33 protein-coding genes and 1 pseudogene are annotated in these 24,637 nt (G+C 53.5%); 1 reads left to right on the plus strand and 33 read right to left on the minus strand.

Annotated features, from left to right (window positions below; genetic code table 11):
• The 19 genes and pseudogenes from APU02_RS27000 to APU02_RS16590 all read right to left on the minus strand — a co-directional run.
• Nucleotides 1-827 (minus strand): annotated as a pseudogene (locus APU02_RS27000) (hypothetical protein); the annotation flags it as partial.
• A complete protein-coding gene (locus APU02_RS16510) occupies nucleotides 827-1,399 on the minus strand; it encodes a putative phage tail protein (RefSeq protein WP_060570680.1) in 573 nt (190 codons plus the stop codon). The gene APU02_RS16510 and the pseudogene APU02_RS27000, both read right to left, overlap by 1 nt.
• Nucleotides 1,396-2,463 carry a baseplate J/gp47 family protein gene (locus APU02_RS16515; protein WP_060570681.1) on the minus strand — a complete coding sequence of 356 codons (1,068 nt, stop codon included), beginning with the start codon at nucleotides 2,461-2,463 and terminating at the stop codon, nucleotides 1,396-1,398. The genes APU02_RS16510 and APU02_RS16515 overlap by 4 nt, the downstream gene beginning before the upstream one ends.
• The gene (locus tag APU02_RS16520; protein WP_060570682.1) at nucleotides 2,463-2,813 is read right to left on the minus strand and encodes a phage GP46 family protein; all 351 of its coding nucleotides are present in this window, start codon (nucleotides 2,811-2,813) and stop codon (nucleotides 2,463-2,465) included. The genes APU02_RS16515 and APU02_RS16520 overlap by 1 nt, the downstream gene beginning before the upstream one ends.
• Nucleotides 2,814-2,902: 89 nt before the next feature.
• The gene (locus tag APU02_RS16525) at nucleotides 2,903-3,508 is read right to left on the minus strand and encodes a phage baseplate assembly protein V (RefSeq protein WP_060570683.1); all 606 of its coding nucleotides are present in this window, start codon (nucleotides 3,506-3,508) and stop codon (nucleotides 2,903-2,905) included.
• On the minus strand, nucleotides 3,492-4,709 hold the full coding sequence (locus APU02_RS16530; RefSeq protein ID WP_060570684.1) for a phage baseplate assembly protein: 1,218 nt from the start codon (nucleotides 4,707-4,709) through the stop codon (nucleotides 3,492-3,494). Before APU02_RS16530 ends, APU02_RS16525 begins: the two co-directional genes overlap by 17 nt.
• A complete protein-coding gene (locus tag APU02_RS16535) occupies nucleotides 4,693-6,024 on the minus strand; it encodes a DNA circularization N-terminal domain-containing protein (protein WP_060570685.1) in 1,332 nt (443 codons plus the stop codon). The genes APU02_RS16530 and APU02_RS16535 overlap by 17 nt, the downstream gene beginning before the upstream one ends.
• Entirely contained in the window at nucleotides 6,021-8,261 is a 2,241-nt protein-coding gene (locus APU02_RS16540; protein ID WP_045261511.1) for a phage tail tape measure protein, read from the minus strand. Before APU02_RS16540 ends, APU02_RS16535 begins: the two co-directional genes overlap by 4 nt.
• Nucleotides 8,262-8,264: 3 nt before the next feature.
• Entirely contained in the window at nucleotides 8,265-8,399 is a 135-nt protein-coding gene (locus tag APU02_RS27080; protein WP_254925577.1) for a hypothetical protein, read from the minus strand.
• Entirely contained in the window at nucleotides 8,396-8,788 is a 393-nt protein-coding gene (locus tag APU02_RS16545; RefSeq protein ID WP_060570686.1) for a hypothetical protein, read from the minus strand. The genes APU02_RS27080 and APU02_RS16545 overlap by 4 nt, the downstream gene beginning before the upstream one ends.
• Entirely contained in the window at nucleotides 8,789-9,163 is a 375-nt protein-coding gene (locus APU02_RS16550) for a hypothetical protein (RefSeq protein ID WP_023311695.1), read from the minus strand.
• Between the two features lie 13 nt (nucleotides 9,164-9,176).
• Nucleotides 9,177-10,595: a phage tail sheath subtilisin-like domain-containing protein gene (locus APU02_RS16555; protein ID WP_060570687.1), complete on the minus strand. Its 1,419-nt coding sequence runs from the start codon at nucleotides 10,593-10,595 to the stop codon at nucleotides 9,177-9,179.
• Nucleotides 10,582-10,803, minus strand: a complete 222-nt coding sequence (locus tag APU02_RS16560; protein WP_023311698.1) for a hypothetical protein — start codon at nucleotides 10,801-10,803, stop codon at nucleotides 10,582-10,584. The genes APU02_RS16555 and APU02_RS16560 overlap by 14 nt, the downstream gene beginning before the upstream one ends.
• Nucleotides 10,790-11,449 carry a DUF1834 family protein gene (locus tag APU02_RS16565; protein WP_021567601.1) on the minus strand — a complete coding sequence of 220 codons (660 nt, stop codon included), beginning with the start codon at nucleotides 11,447-11,449 and terminating at the stop codon, nucleotides 10,790-10,792. Before APU02_RS16565 ends, APU02_RS16560 begins: the two co-directional genes overlap by 14 nt.
• Nucleotides 11,449-11,877, minus strand: coding sequence for a phage protein Gp36 family protein (locus tag APU02_RS16570; RefSeq protein WP_060570688.1), 429 nt, complete (start codon nucleotides 11,875-11,877; stop codon nucleotides 11,449-11,451). The genes APU02_RS16565 and APU02_RS16570 overlap by 1 nt, the downstream gene beginning before the upstream one ends.
• A gap of 3 nt (nucleotides 11,878-11,880) precedes the next feature.
• Nucleotides 11,881-12,288: an HI1506-related protein gene (locus APU02_RS16575; protein ID WP_060570689.1), complete on the minus strand. Its 408-nt coding sequence runs from the start codon at nucleotides 12,286-12,288 to the stop codon at nucleotides 11,881-11,883.
• The gene (locus tag APU02_RS16580) at nucleotides 12,288-13,196 is read right to left on the minus strand and encodes a Mu-like prophage major head subunit gpT family protein (protein WP_021567604.1); all 909 of its coding nucleotides are present in this window, start codon (nucleotides 13,194-13,196) and stop codon (nucleotides 12,288-12,290) included. The genes APU02_RS16575 and APU02_RS16580 overlap by 1 nt, the downstream gene beginning before the upstream one ends.
• A 13-nt stretch (nucleotides 13,197-13,209) precedes the next feature.
• Nucleotides 13,210-13,602 (minus strand): hypothetical protein, encoded by a 393-nt coding sequence (locus tag APU02_RS16585; RefSeq protein WP_000373840.1) that lies wholly within the window; start codon nucleotides 13,600-13,602, stop codon nucleotides 13,210-13,212.
• An 11-nt stretch (nucleotides 13,603-13,613) separates the two neighbouring features.
• Nucleotides 13,614-14,729 carry a phage protease gene (locus APU02_RS16590; protein ID WP_060570690.1) on the minus strand — a complete coding sequence of 372 codons (1,116 nt, stop codon included), beginning with the start codon at nucleotides 14,727-14,729 and terminating at the stop codon, nucleotides 13,614-13,616.
• Between the two features lie 37 nt (nucleotides 14,730-14,766).
• On the opposite strand from APU02_RS16590, the gene APU02_RS27005 reads away from it, so the two are divergent.
• Nucleotides 14,767-15,000, plus strand: coding sequence for a hypothetical protein (locus APU02_RS27005; RefSeq protein ID WP_239692878.1), 234 nt, complete (start codon nucleotides 14,767-14,769; stop codon nucleotides 14,998-15,000).
• Between the two features lie 110 nt (nucleotides 15,001-15,110).
• On the opposite strand, the gene APU02_RS16600 is transcribed toward APU02_RS27005, so the two are convergent.
• From APU02_RS16600 to APU02_RS16665, 14 genes are all read right to left on the minus strand, one after another.
• On the minus strand, nucleotides 15,111-15,653 hold the full coding sequence (locus APU02_RS16600; protein WP_060570692.1) for a phage virion morphogenesis protein: 543 nt from the start codon (nucleotides 15,651-15,653) through the stop codon (nucleotides 15,111-15,113).
• The gene (locus APU02_RS16605; RefSeq protein WP_060570693.1) at nucleotides 15,650-16,909 is read right to left on the minus strand and encodes a phage minor head protein; all 1,260 of its coding nucleotides are present in this window, start codon (nucleotides 16,907-16,909) and stop codon (nucleotides 15,650-15,652) included. Before APU02_RS16605 ends, APU02_RS16600 begins: the two co-directional genes overlap by 4 nt.
• On the minus strand, nucleotides 16,896-18,464 hold the full coding sequence (locus APU02_RS16610; RefSeq protein ID WP_060570694.1) for a DUF935 domain-containing protein: 1,569 nt from the start codon (nucleotides 18,462-18,464) through the stop codon (nucleotides 16,896-16,898). The genes APU02_RS16605 and APU02_RS16610 overlap by 14 nt, the downstream gene beginning before the upstream one ends.
• A gap of 2 nt (nucleotides 18,465-18,466) precedes the next feature.
• Nucleotides 18,467-20,116, minus strand: coding sequence for a phage terminase large subunit (gene terL, locus APU02_RS16615; RefSeq protein ID WP_047063502.1), 1,650 nt, complete (start codon nucleotides 20,114-20,116; stop codon nucleotides 18,467-18,469).
• A 24-nt stretch (nucleotides 20,117-20,140) separates the two neighbouring features.
• A complete protein-coding gene (locus tag APU02_RS16620; RefSeq protein WP_001568913.1) occupies nucleotides 20,141-20,347 on the minus strand; it encodes a hypothetical protein in 207 nt (68 codons plus the stop codon).
• Complete coding sequence (locus tag APU02_RS16625) at nucleotides 20,340-20,840, minus strand: DUF1804 family protein (RefSeq protein ID WP_000941096.1); 501 nt, start codon at nucleotides 20,838-20,840, stop codon at nucleotides 20,340-20,342. The genes APU02_RS16620 and APU02_RS16625 overlap by 8 nt, the downstream gene beginning before the upstream one ends.
• 1 nt (nucleotide 20,841) lies before the next feature.
• Entirely contained in the window at nucleotides 20,842-21,126 is a 285-nt protein-coding gene (locus APU02_RS16630; RefSeq protein WP_021567611.1) for a hypothetical protein, read from the minus strand.
• Complete coding sequence (locus APU02_RS16635) at nucleotides 21,123-21,365, minus strand: hypothetical protein (protein ID WP_000171281.1); 243 nt, start codon at nucleotides 21,363-21,365, stop codon at nucleotides 21,123-21,125. The genes APU02_RS16630 and APU02_RS16635 overlap by 4 nt, the downstream gene beginning before the upstream one ends.
• 8 nt (nucleotides 21,366-21,373) lie before the next feature.
• Complete coding sequence (locus APU02_RS16640; protein WP_060570695.1) at nucleotides 21,374-22,006, minus strand: OmpH family outer membrane protein; 633 nt, start codon at nucleotides 22,004-22,006, stop codon at nucleotides 21,374-21,376.
• Nucleotides 21,972-22,235, minus strand: coding sequence for a DUF2644 domain-containing protein (locus APU02_RS16645; RefSeq protein WP_023063181.1), 264 nt, complete (start codon nucleotides 22,233-22,235; stop codon nucleotides 21,972-21,974). The genes APU02_RS16640 and APU02_RS16645 overlap by 35 nt, the downstream gene beginning before the upstream one ends.
• A complete protein-coding gene (locus APU02_RS16650) occupies nucleotides 22,232-22,876 on the minus strand; it encodes a glycoside hydrolase family 19 protein (RefSeq protein WP_060570696.1) in 645 nt (214 codons plus the stop codon). Before APU02_RS16650 ends, APU02_RS16645 begins: the two co-directional genes overlap by 4 nt.
• A 79-nt stretch (nucleotides 22,877-22,955) precedes the next feature.
• On the minus strand, nucleotides 22,956-23,456 hold the full coding sequence (locus APU02_RS16655; RefSeq protein WP_060570697.1) for a hypothetical protein: 501 nt from the start codon (nucleotides 23,454-23,456) through the stop codon (nucleotides 22,956-22,958).
• A gap of 13 nt (nucleotides 23,457-23,469) precedes the next feature.
• Nucleotides 23,470-23,904: a Mor transcription activator family protein gene (locus APU02_RS16660; RefSeq protein ID WP_060570698.1), complete on the minus strand. Its 435-nt coding sequence runs from the start codon at nucleotides 23,902-23,904 to the stop codon at nucleotides 23,470-23,472.
• Entirely contained in the window at nucleotides 23,849-24,325 is a 477-nt protein-coding gene (locus APU02_RS16665; RefSeq protein WP_060570699.1) for a regulatory protein GemA, read from the minus strand. Before APU02_RS16665 ends, APU02_RS16660 begins: the two co-directional genes overlap by 56 nt.
• Nucleotides 24,326-24,637: the final 312 nt, after the last annotated feature.

The following is a 24,637-nucleotide window of genomic DNA, read 5'->3' on the forward strand; positions in this document are numbered from 1 at the left end:
GGAACGCCAGACCATGCCGTATTTATAAAAGCAAAACCTGTTTTACTGAGGTCTGACGCTCTGTACATTGGGCTGAATATCCAATAGTTGGATGCATATGTTTGTCCGAAAACAATTCCATAGCACTGGTTTGTAAATGGCGTAGAAAATACTTTTCCGCCACCGCCTGCGATAGTCCCGAATCGCATCTGGAACCCATTCGGGAAATTAATTCCGCCTGACGGTGAAGACCAGTAAGACATATCAGGTATTTGCCCAGCACTATTTCCCACGTTTTTTGTTGCAACGGTTCCTAACCCAAGATTAGCTCTTGCGTCAGATTTATTTGTTAACTCATAAAGATTATTTGCCTTTTGAAGTGCTCCTGTTATGCGTAAATCATCACCAGCGGCAACGGTTCCGGCTGTCGTGCCAACATCTCGCTTTGCCGCTTCTCCCAATTGAAGGTCTGAGAGAACACCTGCAGCATCGCTACGACCAAGCAACGTTCTGGCGAAAGCCGTCAGGTCTGTCAGGGCCGCGTTTTTAGGACCAGTGAAGTACGGGAGTTTGTTTGCAGCACCAACCAGAGAAGCCAGCGCAACCAGGGTATCGTTACCGGGGGCATAGAGTTTATTCAACGCTGCTAACAGCTGGCCTGCTGTCGATTCTGGTTCCATTGCCGCTGCTGTTAGAATCGCAATCAGCTCACTTTGTGTATCGCGGATAGCGGCTTGTTCATTATTCAGGTGTTCAGCATCAACTATGGTTCCCAGCTCACCAGTGAGCGGATTACCATCATGGAAAAGATTATCCGGCGTCTGCACCGGTGGCATTAAGGGCCGCATTATTCATTCTCCTGATATGCGAAGTAGCAAAATGTATGAGCTGGTTTGAGATCGCGGAAGACTTCTTCAATAACCGGATCACCAAAGGTAGTCAGGCGCTCACCTGCAGCTGAACTGCCTGAGCGAAAGCGATAGGATTGCGTTCCTGAGTTCTGAATATTGACGCGCCAGACCCAGATAATGTCTTCAACCCAGAGGCGATCACCGGCGCGGTTAACTCCCGCCCTGAAAGGTTGCGGTTCATCAATTGTGATGATGTAGCCAAGGTTACTGGCCAACTGAATAAAGTACGGAATACTGAGACCACCAACCTCGGCCAGTTTGGCCAGCACACGCTGCTGGCGTTGCTGGTATGTCGCACCTTCAGCAGGAGTAAGGTCCAGGACGCGTTCCCAGTCAGACAAAAGGCTGCGTGCATAAAATGGAGTAACTCCACCTTCAACAAGCCCTGCAGACGCATCGAGAGTCTCAAAAACACCTGATTCAGATCGCAATGATGCATCAAGCAGAGGCTGGCCCGGACTGTACGAAACGAGTGGCAGCAGACGATTTAACAGCGTGAAGTAGCTCATAGCAGCTCTACCTCCACATTTCCTAATCTAAGCCATTCGACTTTCGTGGAATCGATTACAGGCTGAATATTTGCGGATGGTGTAACGATGTCATAGTCGGTAATACCAGGAATGAGAGAAATCAATGTCCCCGCCTGGCTGCGAATAAAAGCCACTCCCGGCTCACGGCGCGAGTCATCGTCCTCAAGCGTTCCGGTGATAGCCTGTTTGGCTGCGGCGAGGGTGATGCCTTCCAGTGATACCTTTACGAGCACGTCAAATGTACGGATGGCAGGCATGAGAACCAGCGTGTTTTTTGCTGTAACAGGCCGGACATCGTCAATGTGAGCCTGTGTCCTGTCGATCACATCCTGAGAAGGCAGCCCACCTGCAGACGTGATCACAACATCAACAGTACCCAGCCCACGACGCAACGGGTAAACATATGCGGCGGATACGCCGGATACTTCCAGGGCCCAGCGTTTGTAATCATATTTATTACCACCTGCAGGAGGTCGGCGAATGATTTCTAGCAGACGGGCAAGCAGCTCCGCATCAGTTTCCTCATCCGTACCGCCAGTCATCAGACCTACGGTCACTGTGCTGTCAAACCCGTCAGGTGTAGTGGTCAGCGTTGCCGATGTGACTGAGGTGGTGTTACCCGCAGTCCCTGACAGTGATGACATGGCATTTACGGATGCTTTTCCATCCGGCCCGATAGTAATTTCTTCGGTTGTTGTCCATGAAACACTGTCGCGTTTGAACACAAGACCGGCGGCAGCTAAGGCTCCCGGTTCGCCGGTAAATGTAGCGGGCCCGGAGGCGTTATTTGCTGCTTTTTTACTTAAACCACGTAAGCGGGCATGCAGATAGAGAAATTCAGAATCAGCTGTATCCGGGAATATCTGACGGACTATCCATCCCTGATGCTGATAAAGCCCTTCGGCAACGCTGGCCACACTTGACGCCCGGACATACCAGTCGCTGTCTGGCCCCAGCTTGTCATCTGACAACTGCAGGAGATTTTTGATATCCCGCAGAATGTCGGTGCGAATTTGCGCGGCATTTTTGGTAATGAATGGCATCAGCTGACCTTAACCGGAAATTTCCAGGTCTGCGGCGTTCCGCTCGCGGACGTGACGATTATATGAAGCAGCATCCAGCCTTTTTGCCAGTGCTCTGCAGTAATGGAAATAGACCGGGCGCGACCGTCATCAATAATCGGCTGCAGGGCCTGCTGCGAATACTGCACCGCGAGTTTCTGAACGCGGGACACATCCTTTTCGCGGCGCAGTGTATGTAAAAGAGAGCCCAGTGCTGGCTCAGCCCACCATGAGCCAAGGGGCGTCATCAGCCTTAAATAGACGGCATTCGCTAAAGTGTCTGAGCTGTCGCCGGTATAATCGCCGGTCGTTGGGTCAATCAACATTTCCATGCCGTAATACTATCGGCATGGAAATTTAAATTATCGGTGAAGGGGTTCAGTGGGTATTGCTTTTGAAGGAGAACTTACGTTACCACAAATTACATTTGCTGATTAGGTTTCTGCGTTGTGCCTGCATCGCCGCCGTGGTTGTGGTCGTGACCGTCATAAGTCTCACGCATGGTGTTCAGCGTAGATTTCCCGTCAGCGACTTCATTACTGCCTTTCAGCAGTGGTGTATCAAAATCTGCCCGCTCTGAGGCTGTGGTTTTATACGTTTTTGTATTAACAATATGCTCTTCGGTATTCACGATATGTTTTTTAGTATTAACAATATATTCATCACAGTTCACTTCAATAATTTTCCCGCGCTTCAGGATAATGTTGCTGCCTTCATCCGAATAAATGGCAAGCTCACCACTTTTCAGGCTCTTTAGCCTGTATGAAGCGTGTTCCGTGGCAATAACCACGCTATGACTGGTGCGCCCGTTCAGCGGGAGCATAATGGCTTTAGTGCCCCTGGGCGGGTTGGATGTAAAACCGTATTGCTGGAACATCTCCACATCCTGCAGGGACTCCGTAGCCAGACCTTTACCCTGAATGGTCTGAATATCACCGCCGCTGTTAACCCTTATTAAAACGCCCCTGAAGGCCTGTCTTATACGGTTTAACGCCGTGTTAATACGCGAATCAATTTTGCTCCACATCGATAATCTCCAGCTCTTTATTTACCTTGGCGCGGCGTTTACGTGATTTCCGTTTTTTCGGATAAGCATCCGGTATCCATATTCCATCCTCTTTGAGACGCAGGGTGGTAATGGTGTTGTCTGGCCGTCCACCTGAAAACTCTCTTCCCATGAGGAAGTAAATGTCATCAATGCCATGTGACTCGCTTCGGACACGGATACGCTGGCCCGGTTGCCATAACTTACCGTTCTCCATGCGATGGCCTTTAACAATAGCTGTCAGATCAAACCCGTTCAGGCGGGCATCGGCCATGGCCTTTCTTGCGCGATAATCAACCTGTGCCTGGTTATCAGCATCACCGGCAACCATAATTTGCGGACGGTAAAATGGTACGGTACTGTCCCGAACGGTGCTGCGTAAGCCATGAAAGCCATTCTCTGCAGAGCCGGTGCTGTCATAAATATCATCGGCATCATCGTCGTCTTCTGCGTCAGCGCTCTGGCCATCAACGTCAATAACATCGAGCTTCCCGGATTTTTTCCCCTGACCGTGTCCCTGTGCCAGCATTGTCAGTTCAGAGAACGCCCCGGTAATGGATGACCGGTCACTGAGATCGAGGACGTTGTTTCCCCGACCGTCACGATTAAGAATCAGCGTGGCCACCGAGTCTTTTGTGTAGTCCGGCCCACCAATAACCAGCGTGCCATCTGGCTCAAACCATGGCCATAACCCGCGTGCAGCAGCTGCACGCTCAAGCGTATCCCACGCACGTTCTCCGGGTTCAACGCTGACCTTGTCATTACGCAGGGAAGTCTCAGCCTCAATGCGGATGTTTGTCACCCCCAGCGGCCTGACTACCTGGGCGATCACTTCTTCAAGACTGAGCTGACGGGAGGTGAAAACTGGTGAAGCGCAGTCAACAAGCACGGCAGCGCCATCGCGACCGGAAAGCGATAAAGAGACCTGCTGACGGGATACGCGGCGCTGAACCACATCCACCCGACCGGACATCACCACATCATTACCCACCCTGACCAGTACCGGCACACCTCGTTTAATGGCCGCCGGAAAAATACCGTCAGGCAGCCCAAGCGTTACGCTCCAGGCATCGGAGGGGATCAGAAAATCGGAGTCAATCTGATAGCGGCTCCATGCACTGTGGATTTTGCCATCAATAACCAGGCTCACCGTATTCTGCGAATCTTTATCTTGAGTAGGCATTCAGAATGTCACCGGCTTTGATGTTGTTAGGATTACGTAATGTCGGATTAAGGCGCAGCAGCTCGGCGGCGCGGGTGTAGTCCTCGTACCACAAGTGGGCCAGCAAATGCAGGTTGGTGTCGGACAATATCACTCGCGTCGTCAGTGGCGGTCTGCTGGTAATAACGGCTGCGCCCAACTCCTGAACAGTCAGGGCAATATCCTTGAGGCTTTCAACCACGGGTTGCCATGTCACGCCACCCGGTGTTTCACCGGCGCTCACGTTTTGCGTATCGGCAGCAAAGGTGTCCCGCGTCTGGTCGATTGCCGTCTGAATGGCCGTCCTGGTGTCGTTGGTGATCTGCTCAATATCGACAGGCGACAGAATATCGCTGATGCTGCTGTCACTGAGTATGTCGGAAGCATCAAGCGCCAGCTGGATTGCAACCTGGATTTTTACCGCCGTTACCAGCTCAGTGATATCAGACGTTGATGATCCCGCCGGAACGGTGACGGCAACAGTCTTTTGCCCGGTCACGATTTGCTGAGGTAATGCGGCCACCTCCTGCAGATTGTTACGGCCATTCTTCCAGTCGGCCATCACGATGCCCGCTGTACCGGAAACGTCTGAAGACTGTGAATAGCTTCCTGGATTATTACTGACACTTGATTTGGACTGAAACGACGTCAGGCTCAGCGCACTCTGCAGGTCATTCATGAACGCTTTCGGGTAATTAACAAAATCCGAGGTGGTACTGACAAATCCCGTCAGTTCCCCCTTAAGTACGGTAACCATATTCAGCGTCGTGGTTGCCAGCGATTTCGCTTTCTTCATCCACTTTTTCGCTGTACGCAGAGGCGAGAGAATATTGTCGATGGCCGTCTGGGCTTTCTCCAGAGCAGATTGCGCCTGGTTGAAAATGATATCGGCCTTCGACAGCGGGAAGTCGCTGCCAAAGAAAGGCAGATTAAGTCCACCCTGGATAAAGACCACTTCGACAACGCAGTAATCAACGTTCTCCGCTTCATGCGATGCCTGATACTCAATGCACTGCATGCCCGTCATGGAGCCGAAAACCGGGTGGATTAACTCCGCGCTACCGCGTGTATCCAGCGCGGCCAGAAACGCCTGCAGTCGCACTTCGTAATCGTCACCCCAGAAAAGGACCGTCATTCGCAGGTTACGAGGCTTGCGGCCAAGGTCATCAACATCGCCGCCGTCCACATAGGGATACTCATAGGTCGCAATGTCGCGGCTGGCGCTGTCACGGGTATTAACCACATCGAAGCGGACGCCCCTGAATGAGGCATCCTGTAATGAATCTTCCCAGCTCACTGCGGGCCTCCTGTTGAGCCGCGAACGGATTGTTCGCCGTTGTATTCATTAACAGCTGATGCTATTTCACGACCGTCCAGTATCAGCTTTGTGGTGAGGTTAATGGGTTGTGATTTTTGTTGCTGCTGAGGCAACAGATAAGACGGCACGCCTGTTGCTGCAGGTGTGTTTTGCCCTATAGTGGCAGGTGAACTCCACCAGGATTTGACCATTGAAAAGAGATCAACATCGAAAAGAGGTTTCTTGTTATTCTCTTTTTCCTGAAACTTTTGTCTAAAAAGCTCGCCAGTAGTGATCCCTTTTGATTTAGCTTCCTCGTCAGCAGAATCGAATTTATCCTGGGCAGACTCATAAATAATATTTGCCACATTTGCATATGAAGCCCATTTTCCTAACTGGCCTGGCAAATCACTACTTCCCCCCAAAAATTTGTCAAGGAAGCCTTCTTTATCGCCGCCGATTTCCTGAGCATTAGTTACATAAACAGGTACGGCATTGTTGCCAGAAGCACCTTCCGCGAGAATTTCAAGGGGATTTGAGCCTGCTGGCTTGCCCCCAGCCCCTCCCCGTCCTGACATCCATTTTATCGCACCAAATACCGCCGCAGCCGCAGCCATTGCTTTAATTCCAATAGCTGCATCAGAAACAGCCCTGGTTAAACCAGGATATTCCTCTGCATACTTCAGTAATTTATCTGAAAGATATCCCAGGGAATCTGATAACGGCTTGACTGAATCCATCTCCTGAAAGTCTCTCTCGTTATCAAGTTGTCCCAGTTTGAATCCAGGTTGTTCCGACATTAACAAAAAACTAAGATCGCCAGCCGTTTTTCCATCTGATAAGTTACGTTGAGAATTAGCTTCTGAAATAACACCCTGCGTATAGGATTTGTTACCTCTGTATCCCAGGAGTGCAAGTAAAGCCTGTTGGTCTGCAATTATTTTTCCAATACCTGACCCTTCCAGTATTTTTGCTTGAGAGTTAATAATTTCTCTTTTTTCGTTTTCAGGCGCTATTTTAAGTTTTTCTTCTAGCCTTTTATAAGCAGGATTAGATGCAACAACCTTATCTACAATTTGGTTAAATGTTTCGAGAGGATTAACTCCTTTACCAACACCTTTGGCGAGACTACCTGAAAGATCGATTCCTCGACCACTCGGTAATTTTACTCTTGCGGCGGCATTAGCGGCATCCTGGCTATTTAATTTCAAGAGAAGATTATTAAGATTGTTACCTGCCTGGTCAGGAGAGCCAGCGGTAATGGCTGATGCCTGATTCCAACCCAATAACACTGCAAAGTCGTCCAGACCTTTCATACCAGCATTACCGGCGCTTGCAAGTTGTGATGGAAGCCACTTTGCCATATCCTTCAACTCAAATGAACCGTTTTGTCCGGCACTGATCGACATATTGAGTGCTTTATCAAGCTCTGTATCCTGAATTCCAAATGACTGTTTTAATTTAATTGCGATATTTGCAAGGTCAGCGGGAGCTGCTCCCGTTGCAGTTGAGTATTTTTGAATCAAAGGCAATATTGATTTCGCCGATTGCATGCTTACAGAGCCTGATGCAAGCATTGCATCCAGAGTCTCTGCTGCTGATTCTTTAGTCCCGCCACCAGTTTTAACTGAATGACGAATAAGGGAATCCATTTCATTCATACCAGTGCGCCGGCCCTCCAGGCCCTGATCTGCATAGGCTGTGTTAGCCATCATTGCCAGTCTCTGCTGGTAACTCATTTGATTCGAGACCGGACGGACCAGTGTAGCGCCTGCTGCCATGACCCCACCGGCTACAGCTGAGATAGTTGAGCCCGCAGTACCTAGTTTTTGCATTCGGCTCATACCTTCACCAACACCGTTCAATTCACTGCGCAAATTGCGCACTTTATCTTTCATGGCAGAGAAGGCTCTTGTCTGCTCATTAGCGGACAGTGCACCGGTACGAGATAAGCGGTTATAGGCGGCCATAGTCTGCTGTATTTCGCGCTGAATCTCTCGCTCTGAACGAATACCAAGGGTAGATCGCGCCGAACTGGCGCGACGGTATTCGTCCTGAAGAGAACGGGAGGAGCGAATCGCTGTGGCTGCGTTCTGCTGGCGGGATTTCGCCAGCTCATCATCGGTTTTTTGCGCCGCTTTGGTATCACGACTGATACCCTGCAGTGCCTGCTTAAGCACTTTGGAGCCGGTATCACGTGCCAGCAACTGCAGCGCCAGTTGTAAGTTACGCGCCATGGGTTATCTCCGTTTGCCGACTTTCTTCAGGCGTTGCGATTTGACCGTACGGGTTGTGCGGGTGGTAGTTTGCCCGGTTTTCTTTCCGTGTAACCGGGCAAGTGCTTCGGTGTAGCCGTCGAGTTCCGTTCGTGTCATGCTTCCGATTTGCTGCTCACTGATCCCGTATCGTCCGAGTGCGAGGACGAGGGTTCGGTAGCCGGTGAGTTTTTGTTCAAATCCATCCGCTTTTTTTTAACAGCGTTAATCTGAGCATCAATGATGTCAAAGTCATCATCATTCAACTCATCAAGGAGTAACTCTGGTGTTATGTCTTCCTTATTCAGTGAACCAAGTTCTTCAATTGCCTGTGCCATCAGCGCTACACGATAATACATCCCCGCCGAAGCCCCTTCGGTTGTTCCGCAAGCCTCATCCGTGAGACGCAGGGCTTCAATAGTGTACCTGACAACAGGCAGCCTGACGGCAAAGTCAAAATGGACTTTATCACCGTATTTAACGCCATATAAAAGCTGCTGCTTTTCCATTTATTCCTCCACCCGACGAAGTGCATTCATGGTGATATCGCGCTTCGCTTCGTTATCGACGGTATACTGAGCCCCGGCCTGAGTGCTGAAGCAGTCCAGGTAAGAAACACGTTTACCGCTGCTGTTGAGTGGATACTGGGTGATTTTCGCACCTTCAATACCGCCCCAGTTCAGGTCGCCGGATTCCGGGATGACCACCGTAACGGTCAGCTGAATCTCTTCGATGCCACGGGAGAAACCTTTGGCGCGGCCCGTTTTGTTCATCGTCTTCACAAGCTTTCGCCCGGTGGTCACATCTTCCTTGAGGTCAGTCACTTCAATTTCCTGGCCGTCGACTTCCATGACGATCGCGCCAACATATTCTTCAAGAGCCATTCTGGTTTACCCCTCAGAGCAGCAAATCAATTCGACCGGCAAAGACGTGCAGGCCATTCACAACATCCGCAGGAATGCGACCGTTCAGCTGGTTAACATCCTGCAGATCGCGCTCAACAATAAGACCGTCTTTGTTGGCATCCACCTCCTCGACAATCTCCAGCTCCTCCAGCTTGTAAAGCACATCAAGCAGTTCGCTTCGCACCTTCGGCGGCGTCCTTGAGCTGAGCTTGTCGCGCGGGAATCGCAGAGCGATGCGTTCACGGCAGGCCTTGCGCACGTAGTCCAGCGTTCGGATGGTGGTGATATCCAGCAGCGCCACATCATCCACGCCCTGGGCGTTTTTGGTGTAGGTGCTGATAGCGCGAACGATCTGCACTTTGTCACCGGGGCCAATCTCAAACGGCGTAAGACCATTACGCAGGGCGTTCTCCTGCTCGGTTCGCCCTGGCTGACTCTCTACTGCAGTCACGTCCAGCGTGCTCATCGCAAGGGTGTTCAGCGGGCGGGCCGGGTCCTCTTCACTGGCGATAACAGCAGCATAGGCAGCGGCAATCTGCGCCGGGGTTTTTACCGAGCCACTATGCCAGCCCAGCGTGATACGCCCGTCATTCAGTGAGGCTGCCAGTGCAATGCCGGTGGAAAGCGACTTGCGCCAGCCACCCACGCCGATTGCACCGCGCTGCTCCATCGCATTGCTGACGTTTGTCAGATGGTTACGCAGTGCCGTCATCGCCTCCTGGGTGGAGAACGGGCAAACAACAATGTTATGACCTGCTGAGAACGCCGCTGCCAGCGCTGGCGTAATATCCGGATCAACATTGCCGCCTGCAAGAGTGGTCGCCGCTGCTGTGATACCCGCTGCCGTCACGGCGGAAGAGACAATAATGTCGTTACCAACCGCCCCTTTATGGCGGCAGGTCAGGGTCACTTCCCCCGCGTTTGCCGTCGCTGTCACTGGCAACCCGTCTTTCTGGGTAATCAGTTCCGTCAACGCTGCCGCAATGGTCTCTGCCGTATCTGCTGCCGAAATACCGACATCAATACGGGTGCCATTAATGGTCACGCTCAGCTTCCCGCTGGAAGATGCTGTGCCGGTCAGGGTGACTTTGCCCGTCGCGGCTGTTGCAGTGGCCGCATCGCTGACCCCGACGATCTGCAGTTGCAGATAGGGGTAGGCACCGATGGCCGCCGTGGCCATCAGATGCGCCAGTGAGCCACGGCCAAAGTACGTCGCAGCCTCTTCATCAGAGAAAACAGACTGAATGACAAGCGGTGCAGACGAACCGGAGGCCAGCATTGGTGCAATCATCAGCACCTTCTGGGTGTTACCCGGCAGGGTACGAACGGCCAGGCGGGTGTTGAACTCAATATACTGACCTGGCTTGCGGTTCGTACCGATAGTGTCAAAACTGATATTAGGACTGCTCACCGTTCACCTCCGTGCTGACTGCGTTATTTTTGTTTTTGGTGTTCTTGTCACTGTCCGTGACAATAATCAGATCACCGGCCATTACCTGACGCTGGTAATAAGCGGTGTTCTCCACCTCAAGGGGTTCCGCATCGGTGATGTAGCGGCGCGCATTATCCTCGCGCGGCACGCTCAACCCACTGGCGGCTTTTACTTTAATTTTGCTCATGACTGATAATGTCCTCTGCTGCATTGTCTTTATCAGGCTGCTTAAGATCGTAACTGAGTCGGGTTTTCAGCCATGCCGGGTCATCGTCGGTGGTGGCACCGCCATAAATCTGGAACATATGATCAACATGGCCTTCCGGCGCATCCGTAAGCGGGTAACGCCCGTTCTCCAGCGCTGACTCAATCCATTTCGTGTCGAACTCGCAGGCAAAAACGGAAAATGCCTGAGTCTCTATCTGGGTGTTGAAGAGCGTGCGCACGCGACCGGGGCTGAGCGGGTCAATTTTAATACCCGTATCCGCCATATCCTGACCGGACAGCAGACGACGAACGGCAGCAACAAGAATGTACGTACCGACCTCCTGTACGTGCGGCCCACCCATACGGGCCGCTTCTTCACTGCGCAGGCTGCGCTCGCCTACCACCACGACAAAGCGACCGTGCGTGACAAACCGTTGCCGTGCTGTGCTGTATGGCTCGGTTTTTTGGACCCCGCCAAACGTCACCCAGACGGCAGGCAGCTGGCGCAGTACCTCCGCAGGCTCGCCGTCCAGCTCGCCGCCGTAGGAGCGCACGTTCTTAGCCATACGGCCCATACCTTTGCGAAGCCGCTCCACGATGGCTTTTTCAATATCCGTAATCACCATCAGAAACTTCCTCCGCCAGTCTGGTCACGTCCGAAGACGCGACCACCCGACACCATCCGCGCACCGGTTCCGCTTTTCACCACTTCCCCCGTCGTCGTGCGGCCCAGATTGATTCGCCCGGATGCAACTTTTTCCAGGTAACGAACGGTGTCCTCATACCGCTCGCGGATTTCCGCTGTCATCTGGGTCTCAGAGCCGCACAGAAGATAGCGGGCAATGTTGCAGCAGCGACCGACGAGAACACGGGGCTCATCAGCCCAGGGCACCGGATAGCGACCGCAGAGATATCCGTCGATTTCAGCGCTGGCCTGAACGAGTGCGCCGTTCAGCACATCATCGTCAATCTGCCCGGTGTAGCTGCGGTCGGTGAGCGACACGCACTCACGCTCACCAAACGCCCTGACCATGTCCTCACGGTTCGCGTACATGGCTTACCCCTTCGTCTTTTTGTCCGGGTTTTGCGAACCGGCCTGCAGCGCATCCAGCTCTTGACGCAGTGCATTGCGTTCAGTCTCCAGCTCCGCGATGGTGCCGTTTGCACTGGCAAGCTGCTGCTTAAGCGCGTCGCCATCCTGGCTGAGCTGCAGAACCGTCGCCTCCAGCTCGCTGACGCGTACTTTGAGGCCGTCACGCTCGGTGGTCAGGGCGGAAACAGCATCCCCGTCGCCAGCGTTTTCAGGCACATCCTGCAAACGAACCACAATCAGATTGGGATCGTTTTCCAGAATCTGGAGTTCGCTGTCGCTGAAATGGTCATCCGGCCAGGTCACAGTATTCGCGCTGTGGGCGATGCCGAGACGGCGAAAGCCATCGCGACGGGCAGTGATTTGAATCGGCATTATGCGTCCTCCCCGGTGGAGCCATACGCCATCTGCCAGAAGCCGTAGCCACCATTTGCACGGGCTTCAGCACCGAAGATGAACTTCTTGCGCATAAAGACGTTGTCAGCGTTGTAGTCGGTCTGCTCGACAAAGACCGGTTTTTTACGCTCCTGATAAATCAGGGGCTTCACGGGTTTTGACGTGTCCAGCAGGAACCAGGCGGTATCTGACGTCAGCTCCGGCACAACCAGAACTTCAGCCGTCCCCTTGTATGGGTTTGGCGTATTGTCAGGGAAGCGGTCAGCCGTCATCAGATAGTTGGCATCGTCTTCAAGAGCCGGAGGCACAACCAGGATGGTCGGGCGAATTTTCAGGGACGCGCCTTCATCATCCTTCAGGCTGCGCATGGCCGTTCGTGCAGCCCCGTAACTTGCTTTCGCGGCGGCAAGCGAGGTAACGGCAAGCTTTTTCGTGCCTTTGTTAGAGACCGACTTGCCCCCCGAAAGGTGGTCGGTATCAAAGAAGGGCTGACCGTCGTAGCAAAGATTGGTGAAACCTTTGCTCAGGAGCGCGAAGACGATATCGGCAGGCAGTTCTGCAGCGGACTGGCCCGCACCTTTCGCCTGCAGGGCATAGCCCATGATCTGATCGTCTTCGATATCGTTACGCTCAACTTCTACCGTCGCTTCCCAGTCTTTGTTACGGATGGTGTAGTTGAACGCGGCGAGCGCTTTAACCACCTTGTCGCCAATCCACTCACGCATTTTCGGGAAACGGCTCAGCCAGCTGTAGTCGTTTTCTTTCCCGGTCGACGGCACCACCATGGCAATCTTCTGCCAGTCGGACGGAGCCTGATCAAAGGCGTTCTGGAAGGTCGCTTTCAGATTAATGAAAATCTGACGTACATTTTTTACGTTAATTAACACGGTTCTCTCCTTATTAAATCAGAACCCAGACGCCATCATTCTCAAGGCCCAGCACCTTTCCTGCGACCGGGCGGGCGTTGGTATCACTGGTTTTGGCCACGGTCTGGCTGTCCACCACGTAGCAATCCTTACCAATCTGCGTCTGCGTGACCGCATCAGCAGTGCTGTTGGCAAGGAACCAGGCTTTACCGCGACGAACCAGCACGCTCGCATCACCGGCTGCACCGGCAGAGTTATCCACCCAGCCATCACAGATGCCGAGGGTGGTATTGGCCGCCGTGGCGCTGCCAGGTACAGCAAAGCCCGCTGCGTTGGCCGCAATAATATGGCCGCCAAAGAGTTCAGTGGCTGCCGCAACCGGGACGGCAAACAGCTGGCCGTCGCGATAAGGGGTATGACGATCCATTTCGCTCTCCTTTATTTGAGGTATTTCGCGACGCTTTCCGGGTCATTGCCCATCATGGAGCAGATGGCCGGGTCAATCGCATCATCTTCAGCACCCTGAGACGGGCGTGGCGGAAGGCCCGCTGGAGGTTGCCCCTGCGTCTGACTGGTAGTCAGTGCGGCAATCTTTGGCGCTTTTTCGATAAAGGCGGTAAGACTGGCCGGATCGGATTTCGCCAGTGACGCAGCCCATGCCTGCTGTGCCGGAAGCAGACGACCGTCGCTGAGGGCAACCGTAATCAGCGCTTCAGCCTGCTGTGTGGCAAGCGCGGCGGTATTACCCGCACCGGCACGCTCTGTTGCCTGCTGAACGGCTGAATGCATGACCTCCACCGAAACCCATTTAGCCGGGTCAGGCGTGTCGAGTTTCGCCGTCAGGTCAGCGATGTTCTGCGCGTTCTGGTTCAGGATATCCAGCAGACTGACCGACGCCGCTGCAGTCCCCTGACCACCGGAAATCATGGTGATGATTTTTTGCAGCTCAGCCATGATCTCTTCTTTCGTTGAGGCGGTTGGCAGATTGAGCATCCAGCGCAGGTTGCTCAGTAGCTCGTTGAGAAATTCTTCATCCATTTCGGTCTGACCCTCTGTGGTTAAATGCGCGGCCATCAGGGAGGCGGCAGCAAGTAACACTTCCTCCATCCCGTCCACCGCTGGTGTATTGGTCAGCGCGGCGTTAAGCAACTCCAGCACCTGACCGGTTTTGTCGTAAGAAAATACGGGGGAAATAAAGCGATACTCTTTCGCCTCGACCATCGCAGCCGCTGCGGCTGTCCACTCGACATCGATGGCGAACAAACCTTCACCGTCCCGCCACTCCAGCTTTTTGAAGAATGCAGCTGCAGGCGCAGGCAGACCGTTTTTAGCGGCCCGAAGGGTCTGGTGCTCGTAGTCCAGGACGTAGGGGGTGTCGCGGGCATCAGCTGCGGCAATAAGGCGCTCTGCAATTTCCCGCGTCATAAGCCAGGCGGCGCATTCGGTCGGACGCCCGTCACGGGCGCGGAATTCACCAGCCGGGAAGAGCTGGATGACACCGGGAGTGGCGGTGTTAATTTCCTGGGTGAGTGAAGCGATGAGTGTCTTTTTCATGGTGCCGACGATACGGCACCACTGCGGGGAGGTTCAGATGAAGAGGTTCAGTGGATTAGCGCTGAGGATCGTTTTCTTTGGTTGTCGGCTTATCGGGTTTAGCAGACTGACGCTTCTGATGCCGGCGGGCAAAGTATCGGTCAGTGAACCACTCAGCAACCTTTATAACCAGGCCCCCAAAGATGCCAATGAAAACCCACTGCTGCGGGGTGAAATAATCAAGGAAAGCTTTGAATGTGTCCAGTTGCTCGCTCCTGTAATGCATTTATGAGCCCAGACCTTTTTAAACCGCTTTTAAAAACGTCTGAATACCTTCTGGCCGAATCACTCTAGCACAATCAGACTGAACGCGTCACAGCGCCTTACAGGACGAATTTGCCCTCAGTCTAAAATACGTTTCAGATATTGCTCAGCCGTACTCTCCATCTTCTCCACGTCATCTTCGGTGAGATGCAGGAAAGGACGCGCAGGCATCTTAATTTTATACGCCCCGATAGTGTTCCACTGCTCAAAGTTGGAACGGGATTTTTTAACGAACCGGTTACCCACTGAACCATCCTTGTTCTGGCGGTAGTAGGCTTTCTGGCTGCGGGCCGGAATGCTGATTTCCCCACCTTCCTGATGAATGCGGGCGTATTTCACATTGGTCCCGACCGTCGCCTCATCATTCGTGCTGTACTGCGTGATACTCGCCGCCAGTCTACCGCTCTTCTGGAGAATTTTACCGCCCCGGCGCTGACGGGCATATACCGGGCTCCAGCCCATCCACGCGGGCCGCCCCTGTTGCGCGAAGTTTTCTTCAACCGCATCCCCCATGGCAGCGGCCATCTCACGCATCAGGGGGGCGCGGTTTTCCAGCTTTTTAATGAGTTCACCGAGTGAGCGCTCAAAGTCACCAATGTCATACCTGATGGCGTAGCTCATGATTTCAGCTCCAGCAGCTGCGCCGCGCGTTCAGATAACACATCGCCAGGGGTGACGGTGGCACCGGCGTTTACAAGCGACAGACGCCAGCCATCGTCAGACTGCACACCACGCACGGCGCGGGTGCCGTTCTGCCCGGAGAGGAGCCACACCAGAGCGTCATCATCAAGCCAGACACCATCTGGCTGACGGAGCAGAACGGGAAGCTCTGACCACATCGGGCCCGGAGCCAGCCGGACATCCTCTTCGTGAATGCTTAATGTGATCGCACCGTTAACACCACGCTCTTCGAGGCGATTCAGCAGCTCAGGCTGGATACCGCCGACGCGCCTCAGGTCGCCACGGGTCTTCTGCCGCACGCTGACGGTGTCGACCCAGCGACGCACATCATCGCTGACGGCATCCAGCACAGCAGGTTCAGACAGGGTTTCATGGATGGCCTGAGAAGCAATCCGGGGCGTGGTGGTTACAGATTTATCCATAAGGCGCTGTCCAAGAGAAGAGAGCCAGCCCTGACCCGGATTGTGCCCGAATCCGGCATCAGGCGTGTAAAGCTCGCCGTTGAAGCGTAACGCCTTAACGTCACGGGTTTCTTTTGGTCCCCATGCCTGCTGTACCGTGACAATGTCCTGCTCCCACGATTTGACCTCAATCCCCATGCGGTCTGCATCCGCCTGAGTTCGGGCACGAATGCGGCAGCGGCAGTGGTATCCGTCAGGCGGGTACATAAACTGCCACACTGGATCGTCATAGCGGGCAGTAAAACCATTGAGTCTGGCGTGAAGTGGCCGGGTGTGCATGTCCATGACGGCCACGCGTTCCCATATGGGGCGAAATTCCGCGTTGGCCATCTGCTCCACATAGCGCCCGGCACCATAGGCCGCCTGCATATTGGTTTCAAAGATGGTGCGCAGACGGCGTGGCGTGAGTTGCTTACCCTCCAGAACGCCATCTTCATCAGCGACCAGCCTGGCACGGTCGGCGAGCCAGCCCTTACGGATCAACGTTGGGGTAATCTGCCGTTCGAAGTCACGAAGTGTGCCGCCGTTAACAATATGCTCGCGCAACGATTTATGAATATCCTCAAGCACATCCTGTTTAAGGACGCCCGCCACGGTGAAACTGGTGGCATGGGCGCGGGCCTCAATATCGTGCCAGTTAAAACCGGTGGCGTAGCCCTTCGACTCGAAGTAGGCAATCGCTTCTTCGGGCTTTAACCCGATGGCGTACCCCAGATCAACATCAGCTTTCGGCATTGAGTCGCCCCCAGACCTCGCTGACAAACAGCGCCTGCTTTATCAGCTGTTGCAGCTGCGTGTCATCCAGCTGAGGGTAACTCGCAGCAATGATATCCAGAGCTTCATCAGGGCTTTGCCCCTTGCTCAGGGCCGAGACCAGCGGAGCAATCAGCTTATCCATGGCCACCGCGATGCTCTCCCCAGGCGACGTGGCGCTGTCCAGCGCATCCTGAGCAGGGTCAACAACCTCGCCCGTGGTGCTCAGTGCCGCGAAATGACGGAATACCGGCGTGGTGCTCAGCCCCACCGGAGAGGGAGTTGCGGGCGGCGTCAGCACAGCCTCGTTCTCTTTTGGCACCGGAATCCCGACCTTTTTGTGTATCCATGAGGTCGGGATAGTGTCCATCCCGGCGCGTACCAGTGCGGAAACACCATTGGCGAAGGTTTCAATACTCTCCAGCTCACGGGTATCAAATACCAGGCGCGGCTGACGGCGCGGGCTGACGTTATAACCATTAATGGCCAGTAACATACGAATGAAGCCACGGTAAAACCCTTCCAGCTGGCGGGCATCAGCGGTCAGCAGATCGTGGCGGACTTCGTTATGCACATTACCAAGGGCATTTGTTGAGGACTTGCCGTCTGCCTGTGACGTCAGCGTGCCGCCGAGAATGACCTTTGATTCGGTACGTTCGCACCAGTTAATCATCGCCATGAAAGGATCAGACTGCCCCTCAGCGGCATCCTTAAATTCGATTTTGGTGTTATCAGGGATGATCCCCGAGGCGTTATGACCGATGCTGACCAGCGCTTCCATGAGTTTATCCTGCTCATCCTGGCTGGCCCCGGACATATACGACCCGATACGCGGTGGCAGCCCGTAGATTTCCAGGAACTCAGCGAGATCGCGCACGCTGTAGTTTTTAAACAGATAAGGCCAGACCAGTACGCGGTATAAGCCGGACTGCGCGATATAGCCTGACTTGGCGTTGTGCGTATGCACCAGCCAGCCAAACGGCCAGAGTTCTTCTCCACCCAGCGTGCCGGTGTTAAGACGCACCTCATCCCCGGCTTCCGGCGTGGTACAGAACCAGCGATGCGGACGCAGTTTGATTTTGACAGGCAGCCACAGATTGCCGTCAAGCTCCCACTTTTCAATCTCCTGAGCGGAAAAGCCATGACCGATAGCTTCAGCCGCATTCAGGGTAATATCTTCCATCTCCTGAAGGTCAGCGAACCAGCTGGCCACCATCGCGGCGATCTGCTTTTCTTCCGCCGTCGCGTTCGGCGGTGGCTCGATGCTCCAGTCCAGAGTGAGCAGCGCATTCTTGCGCTTGGCCATTTCAGAAAATATATGCCCGTCCCGCTCAACCATATCTTCGAAAAGGTCAGCCTGAGCCGCCAGGTCGCCGCGTTCAGCCGCTTCCAGCAGTCGAGGAAGCCGGGCAATGGTCATTCCCCGTGAGGGGTGAGTTGGCCAGTCACGCTGCAGTTCGAACGTGCGGGAGGTCTGGGGGGCTTTAAGCACCTCTTTATTAAGCGGGCGACCATACTGGTCAAGAATCTGAACCATTATCAAAATCCTCCTGAAGGACCGAACCTGTCCCCGCTATGTCCACGGCGGGGAACAGCTTTAAATTCGAAATTGCCAGCGCCGGAAACGGCCAGCATCCAGAGCATATGCAGGGCATCAGGCCCGTCATCATGGTCAGCTTTGGGGAAGTGCCGGAGCTGGTCGATGAGAGTGGTCTGCGAAGGGTGCAGGCGTATCAGGCCGTTGGCCATATGTGGCTGCAGTGACTCAATGCGCAGGAGCTTATCAACCGAAGGCGTGACGGCTCTGGCAGGAACGGGGATACCCATCGCAGCGGAGCGCTTCACCAGTTCGGTGCGCAGGAACTCCTGGAACTGGACGGACTCGACCGCCCAGACGAGGCAGTTATATTCCCGCTGCAGCTCGATAACGTCAGAGATAATTTTGTCCGGCACACGCTTTCGGATACGCGCTTCAACAACGTCCAGAATGCCGGTAAAGCGGTTGAAACCGCCAACCAGTAACGCAGAAGGGTCACGGCTGTTGCCGTGTTTACCCAGGCTCGGGTCACATGCGCCATAGAAGCGCCACTCGTTAAGGCGGTTGACCCAGAAGTTAATGCAGCCGGTAAATGGCGCATCTTCGCCGCTGACGGGATCGTTCTGATATTCCGCATCAAAGGTACTGTGGCCATCACGGGCACGGATGAGCATCAGGGCATAAAGCGGACGCGCAGCCCATGACACCACGGCTCCTTCATCCATCTCAGCCTGATGCTCACGGTAGTATGCCTGCGCCAGCATCTGACCATCTTCGTCGTTGTTGCGCAGGATTTCTTCCCACTTATCCCACAGCGACATATTGTGCGGCCAGCTGATAAGCGCTTTGAACCGGGCCCGCGTCCATAGCGGATTTTTAAGGGTACGGGAAAGCACGGAATCGTAGTGCAGGATTGTCCCGATATACACCACATCGAATTTGGCCCCCGCGCCGCCGAGCGGCAGGACGGTTTTTTTGAGCCAGTTATCGAGCTTGTCGCGCTGCTCAGGGTTACGCACCAGCTCATCATTCTCGATATCGTCGAGCACAGCCAGGTCAGGACGATACGGGCCATGGCGCAGACCACGCAGCTTTTTGCCACTACCGGCGACCTGAACCTTAATGTCGTTGCGGGTGAGGATGGTCCCGGCCTGCCAGACGCGGCCACCGCCCGTCGCTTCCGGGAAATCCATCAGCAGGCGGGGGTTAAACTGCAGTTCCGCCTTTATCGCCTCCAGCATCGGATAGGCCTGGTCGATGGAATCCATAATGATGACCGGGTAATGCTTGAGCGCCAGCACAATGCACCAGATGACAAAAAGCTGACTCACGATGGTGGATTTGGCTTCACCACGGGGAGCCGCTATTGCATCGTTCTGGCTCCCCGTGGCCTGGATGATTTCAGGCAGGCGCTTATAAAGATAGTTATGCAGCTCACTGCGGGCGGAATGGCGGACATAGTGCGGAAAATAATGCTGCACAAAGTATTCAAACCCCGTTACAGGGTCAGCAACGAGGCCACGACGCGCAGCGACAGCTGCAGCGGAGGGGTCAAAGCCCACATCTTCGGCTTCAATGGTGCGACGCAGACTGGCGGAGAGTTCCGCCAGTTCGGCAAGAAAATCTTTGCTGGATAACTTAGTTCTGGCCATGATTAATTTGCCTTTAACAGCCTGTTAATGGTGGTTGCGGAGGGCTTTATTAACCTCACTGATGAAGCGGTTCATCGACTCGATGCCGGTTTTATCTCGATCAACATCGAGGCTGTAGCAACCTGTCGACGTCGCGACGGTTACGTTTCTACCGCCCGCGAAACGGACACCCAGCACGTCACTGGCCATCACATAATTTTCACTGTTAACCCGGATTAACTGGTCAGCCATAGTGTTGCTCCATCTCCTTGCCGAAGGGTTCAAGGATTTCCACGAACGCGGCCAGATGCTTCGGATAGTGCTCGGCGACAAATGCGCTGAGCTTCTGGATAACATCCAGCGCCACCGCCAGCTGACTCACCTCCGGCAGTATTTTCTTGTTTGCTGCGACGGCTTTGTTAAATGCATCGGCAAGGCTTGCCAGAAGCTCGACGCGTTCCCCCGGAGGGAGCTGAGACTCGGTTGTCAGCAGTTCCAGCGTGGTCTGATACTGGGTCATTAACCCGGTGAGAATGGCTCGGCCAATCTCCTCAAGACCATTCCCGGCCATAAGGTGAGCGGCGCGTAACTTGTCCCAGTCATCGCCAGCGTCCTGTGCTTCCTTCTTCCAGCGGCGAGCTGTCGCAAATGCCACTCCAGCCTGAGCGGAGGCGATTTCGAGCGACATCTGGCCGAAGATATAAGATCGTCGCAGTTTTTCCCGTGTTTCCTGCGGATGCGCCATATCACAGCTCCAGTTTTGCGCGAATGAGCAGAATGGCTACCGTGATGACGCCGCCCGCGATACCACCTGTAATCGCACCGGCAGAGGCACCACGGCGAGCGGCATCGTCGCTGATGGTAGTGAGACGAACATCAATCCGGCTAAGCTTGTCATTAATCCCGCCCAGAATGTCCGGGCTGACGGGTGCCTGCAGGCGGTCGAGCTGAGCTGAAATCCGGCTCAGCGTTTCCTGTTCGCTCTGGCTGATTGTCGCGCGGCGGGTTCGGCGCTTGTGTCTGGCTTTCATTTGTCCTGTTTCCTGTCCAGTTTGTTATCAATGCGCTCGATAGCCGCTCGCAGCTCCCTCATCGCATCCATCATTGCGGTGTAGTTACTTTTGGCATCCTCACGGCGCTGGTATTCATCCCGGATGCGATCAACTGCCTTTTCCAGGTCGGTGATGTCTTTTTGCAGACGACGTATCCAGATGGTGCCGAAGGTCGCTGCCAGCGCCAGCGCAATCTGAAAGGCCATATCAAGAGTCATAATGTTTTTCACTTCCTGTAATACTCGTTTATTGCCTGCAGCCTGCCCTCAAGGAGCTGGCACCATGCGCCGTATTCCGCTGAAAACGACACTATTCCCGTGGGGGAGAGTCCGCCACCGGTGCCTGTGGCCTGGACGGAATGACCAGAAGTGCTGCTGGCGGTGGCTGGCAGATGCTGACCAGCGGGGAGGCCTTCGGTTCCGGGGTAGCCGAAGGCTTCACGGAAGAGCTGCAGGCCGCCAGGACCAATGCCGGTATAACCGGGACCATCTTTATCAAGTGCATCTTTAAGCCTCTTTTTAAGATCGCGAACAGCCTCGTCATGTGCCTTTTGTTTTTCAGCCAGCTCGCGGGTCAGCGCATCCGCTTTCTGCTGCCAGGCGTTCTGCTTATCAAGTGCAGCCTTCAGGTCAGATGCATACTGATTCGCAGCGCTGAGCCGCTCCTGATCCCACTGCCGTTCTTTTTCACTAAAACCATCAGTCAGGCGTTGCTTCTCCTGGCTGAAGGCCAGCGCCTGAGCGTCCAGCTTGTTGCCTGTGATGAAGGTGCCAAACCATATCCCGCTGCCTGCCAGCACCACGACGACGAGCAGCGGTTTCCAGCTAACCTTCAGGATTTTCTGGGCTGCTTCCCACATCGCGCACCTCTCTGGCTCGTTTGATGGACATGTGTTTTGATGCCTGGCTCTGTGCCACCCATGCGCCCAGATAGGTGAAATACAGCTCACCAGGTGTTTCGGGACGGGTTACGGTGATCCAGACCAGCACGAAGGAACTCACCAGGAAGGCCAGAAAAACGATGGTATCTGACGTTGAAAGACGACCGGTGGCCGGGTTCGTCACCAGATCGCGCAGAGAGATCGTCATAGCGCCGCCTTAGCGACATTCAGCCGCGCCACGCGGTCAGCCTGACCTTCAGCCGGAGGGTTGATACGACGGGTTATGGCCAGAAAATCGCCTTTGTCCGCCAGCTCGTTGCAGCCATTTGCCTTCCAGTACCAGGCAGCGCTGCGGGCTGCGTTGAGATACTCCAGTAGCAAATCGGGATTAGCGATGAGATCGAGGCCAAGCGCCTTACCACAAAGGAGATAATTATTGCGCAGGGTAATCTGAATCAGGCCACGCCCGCGAAAGCGCCAGCCATCGCCTGATGCTTCATTACCGTTACCACCCTGATTTGCGTAAACATAATTCGCCATTTTTTCAGGGTTACGGGTATAACGGCGGGCAAATTCAATCTCGCCGGGCTCGATAATACGATTCTTATTGAGATCGAAGTCGCTGCGGAAAATACGCGCCACGCGCTCAGCATCTGAGTAATAGAGATTTTCACTGAGCCGACTAAAGCCCGCGCTCTCGTGGCCGGTTTGAGCAATAAAGGCGGCAAGCCTGGCAGGTGTATTAATCTGGAATTCAGCGGTGGCTTTACTGAATGGTTCAAACCAGCGTTGCGCCATCACTGGCGAAAGGCCTGCCGCTCGCTGAAATTGTGGGAGTGTTAAAAGCATAACGCCATCCGGTTAAAAAGGGATGGCGTCAGTATTTCATCGGGTTAGGTGAATAATCAGGTGAAGGGGTTCAGTGGAATTAGTTGTCAAACTGTACAACAAACTGATCTTTTTCTTCACTGTACCATTTCACTGTATATGAAAACACTCTATCAGAAACCGTCAAGTTACAATGTCTGACCGCATTAACCCGGTCATAACTCATTTGCGCGGGTTCAGAGAATTTTTCTCCATTCAGCAACTCGGTAAGAACAGAATGGACATCGGATGAATCACAGCCAGGTAAATCACCTTTGTAAAAATTAATCACTGGGGCAATAAATGCGAAAATGAACATGAGGACATAAACTGATAAAGGGCTAACATTTTTTCCGCCTTGAACACTACTGGCATCATCCGACTCTGATAATGCACTTCCGATTAATTTTTTTCTTTTAAATAGATACAATGGAATGACGATGAAGAATATGAATGCTGAACCAATCCCCCAACGGGCAGGTCTTGCAATGTTATTGGCGATAGCATCTTTGTAAACAGCAACAGAAGCACCGAATATAATTAAAGCAATTAAAAACTCCATGTATATTACCTTTTTAAAAAAGTTCTTGTTGATTGATTGATGTGTTTTGTCTGTGCTGGCTTAGTAACTGCCATCCAAAACGATCGCTGAATCCATACTTAGGGCAAAGAAAGGTCATGGCCATAAGAGAGGATGAACCTTGTTCACGCACTTCGGCGAACTCGGCGAGAAAGCGACGGTTACGTAATTCACGAAGGGCACGATCACAGCGGGGTAAATAGAGAACTTCTCCGCCAAAATTCTTGATGAGTAATTGGGTTTTATCATCGCCGATAGTATCGCGCAGGAGGGCTGCGCGGCTGGCCCCCATAGCGCGGAGGCCTTTACCTATCGGGAACGTGGTGCCACCAAAAGCAGAAAGAAGCTGCTCGGTCGCCGGGAAGCCTATCAGGTCAGCTATTTGTATCACTGCTGATGGCAGCAGCTCCGTTACCTGTTCCAGATTCATTATTACGCTCCCGCTTTTTTCGCCGACTCGCATCAATGCTGAGAGCCTGCATGAGTTTGGTTAACTGTTCTGTCGTCAACCACTCGATGTATTTGACGTGGAACATATGATCGCACATTTTCTCGGCATAATTCCACGGACGTTTTGCATCTGCAAGTAATGCATGAATTTTAGCAAGAATTGACTCGCGCGTATTGGCAACCTTTGGACGTCGACCGTGTTTTGCCGAGTAGCGAGGAAAGCCCTTATCATGCATATATTCCCTGACAACCTGCAGTTCGTCGAGAGTGCATTTAGTGGATGATGTTTTACCGTTGCATAAGCGAGACAGAACACTACGGTAGGTTACATCATCCCACCCAAGATATGCCTGACCGGCTTTAATTGCCCCTACAAGGCCTCGTTTTGCTGGCGTGGACATAATATTTCTCCTGTTGGTTGCCATTATCGCAGGCACTTAGTGAAGTGCCTGCTGTAATGACTTACTTTAAAGGTTCCATTTTGCTGACGGATATACCACCGATTTTCCCTTCAACCCTGACTACCAGACGACCATTGCGCATATGCCAGGCTGCTGAGCGGGTTATTACAATTTCCCGCTCCGATACACCGGGCGTCTGGTAATAATGGAACTGTGAGCCAACGGGGAAGCGCTGGTTAAACGTCTTTGCTGTCAGATTTCTCAGGAGATGTCTCATCGTTTTCCTCCAGATTCGCATCGGTCGCGATAATG

The sequence above is a fragment of the Citrobacter sp. 50677481 genome, from assembly GCF_001463265.1.
Taxonomy (GTDB): Bacteria; Pseudomonadota; Gammaproteobacteria; order Enterobacterales; family Enterobacteriaceae; genus Citrobacter_A; species Citrobacter_A sedlakii.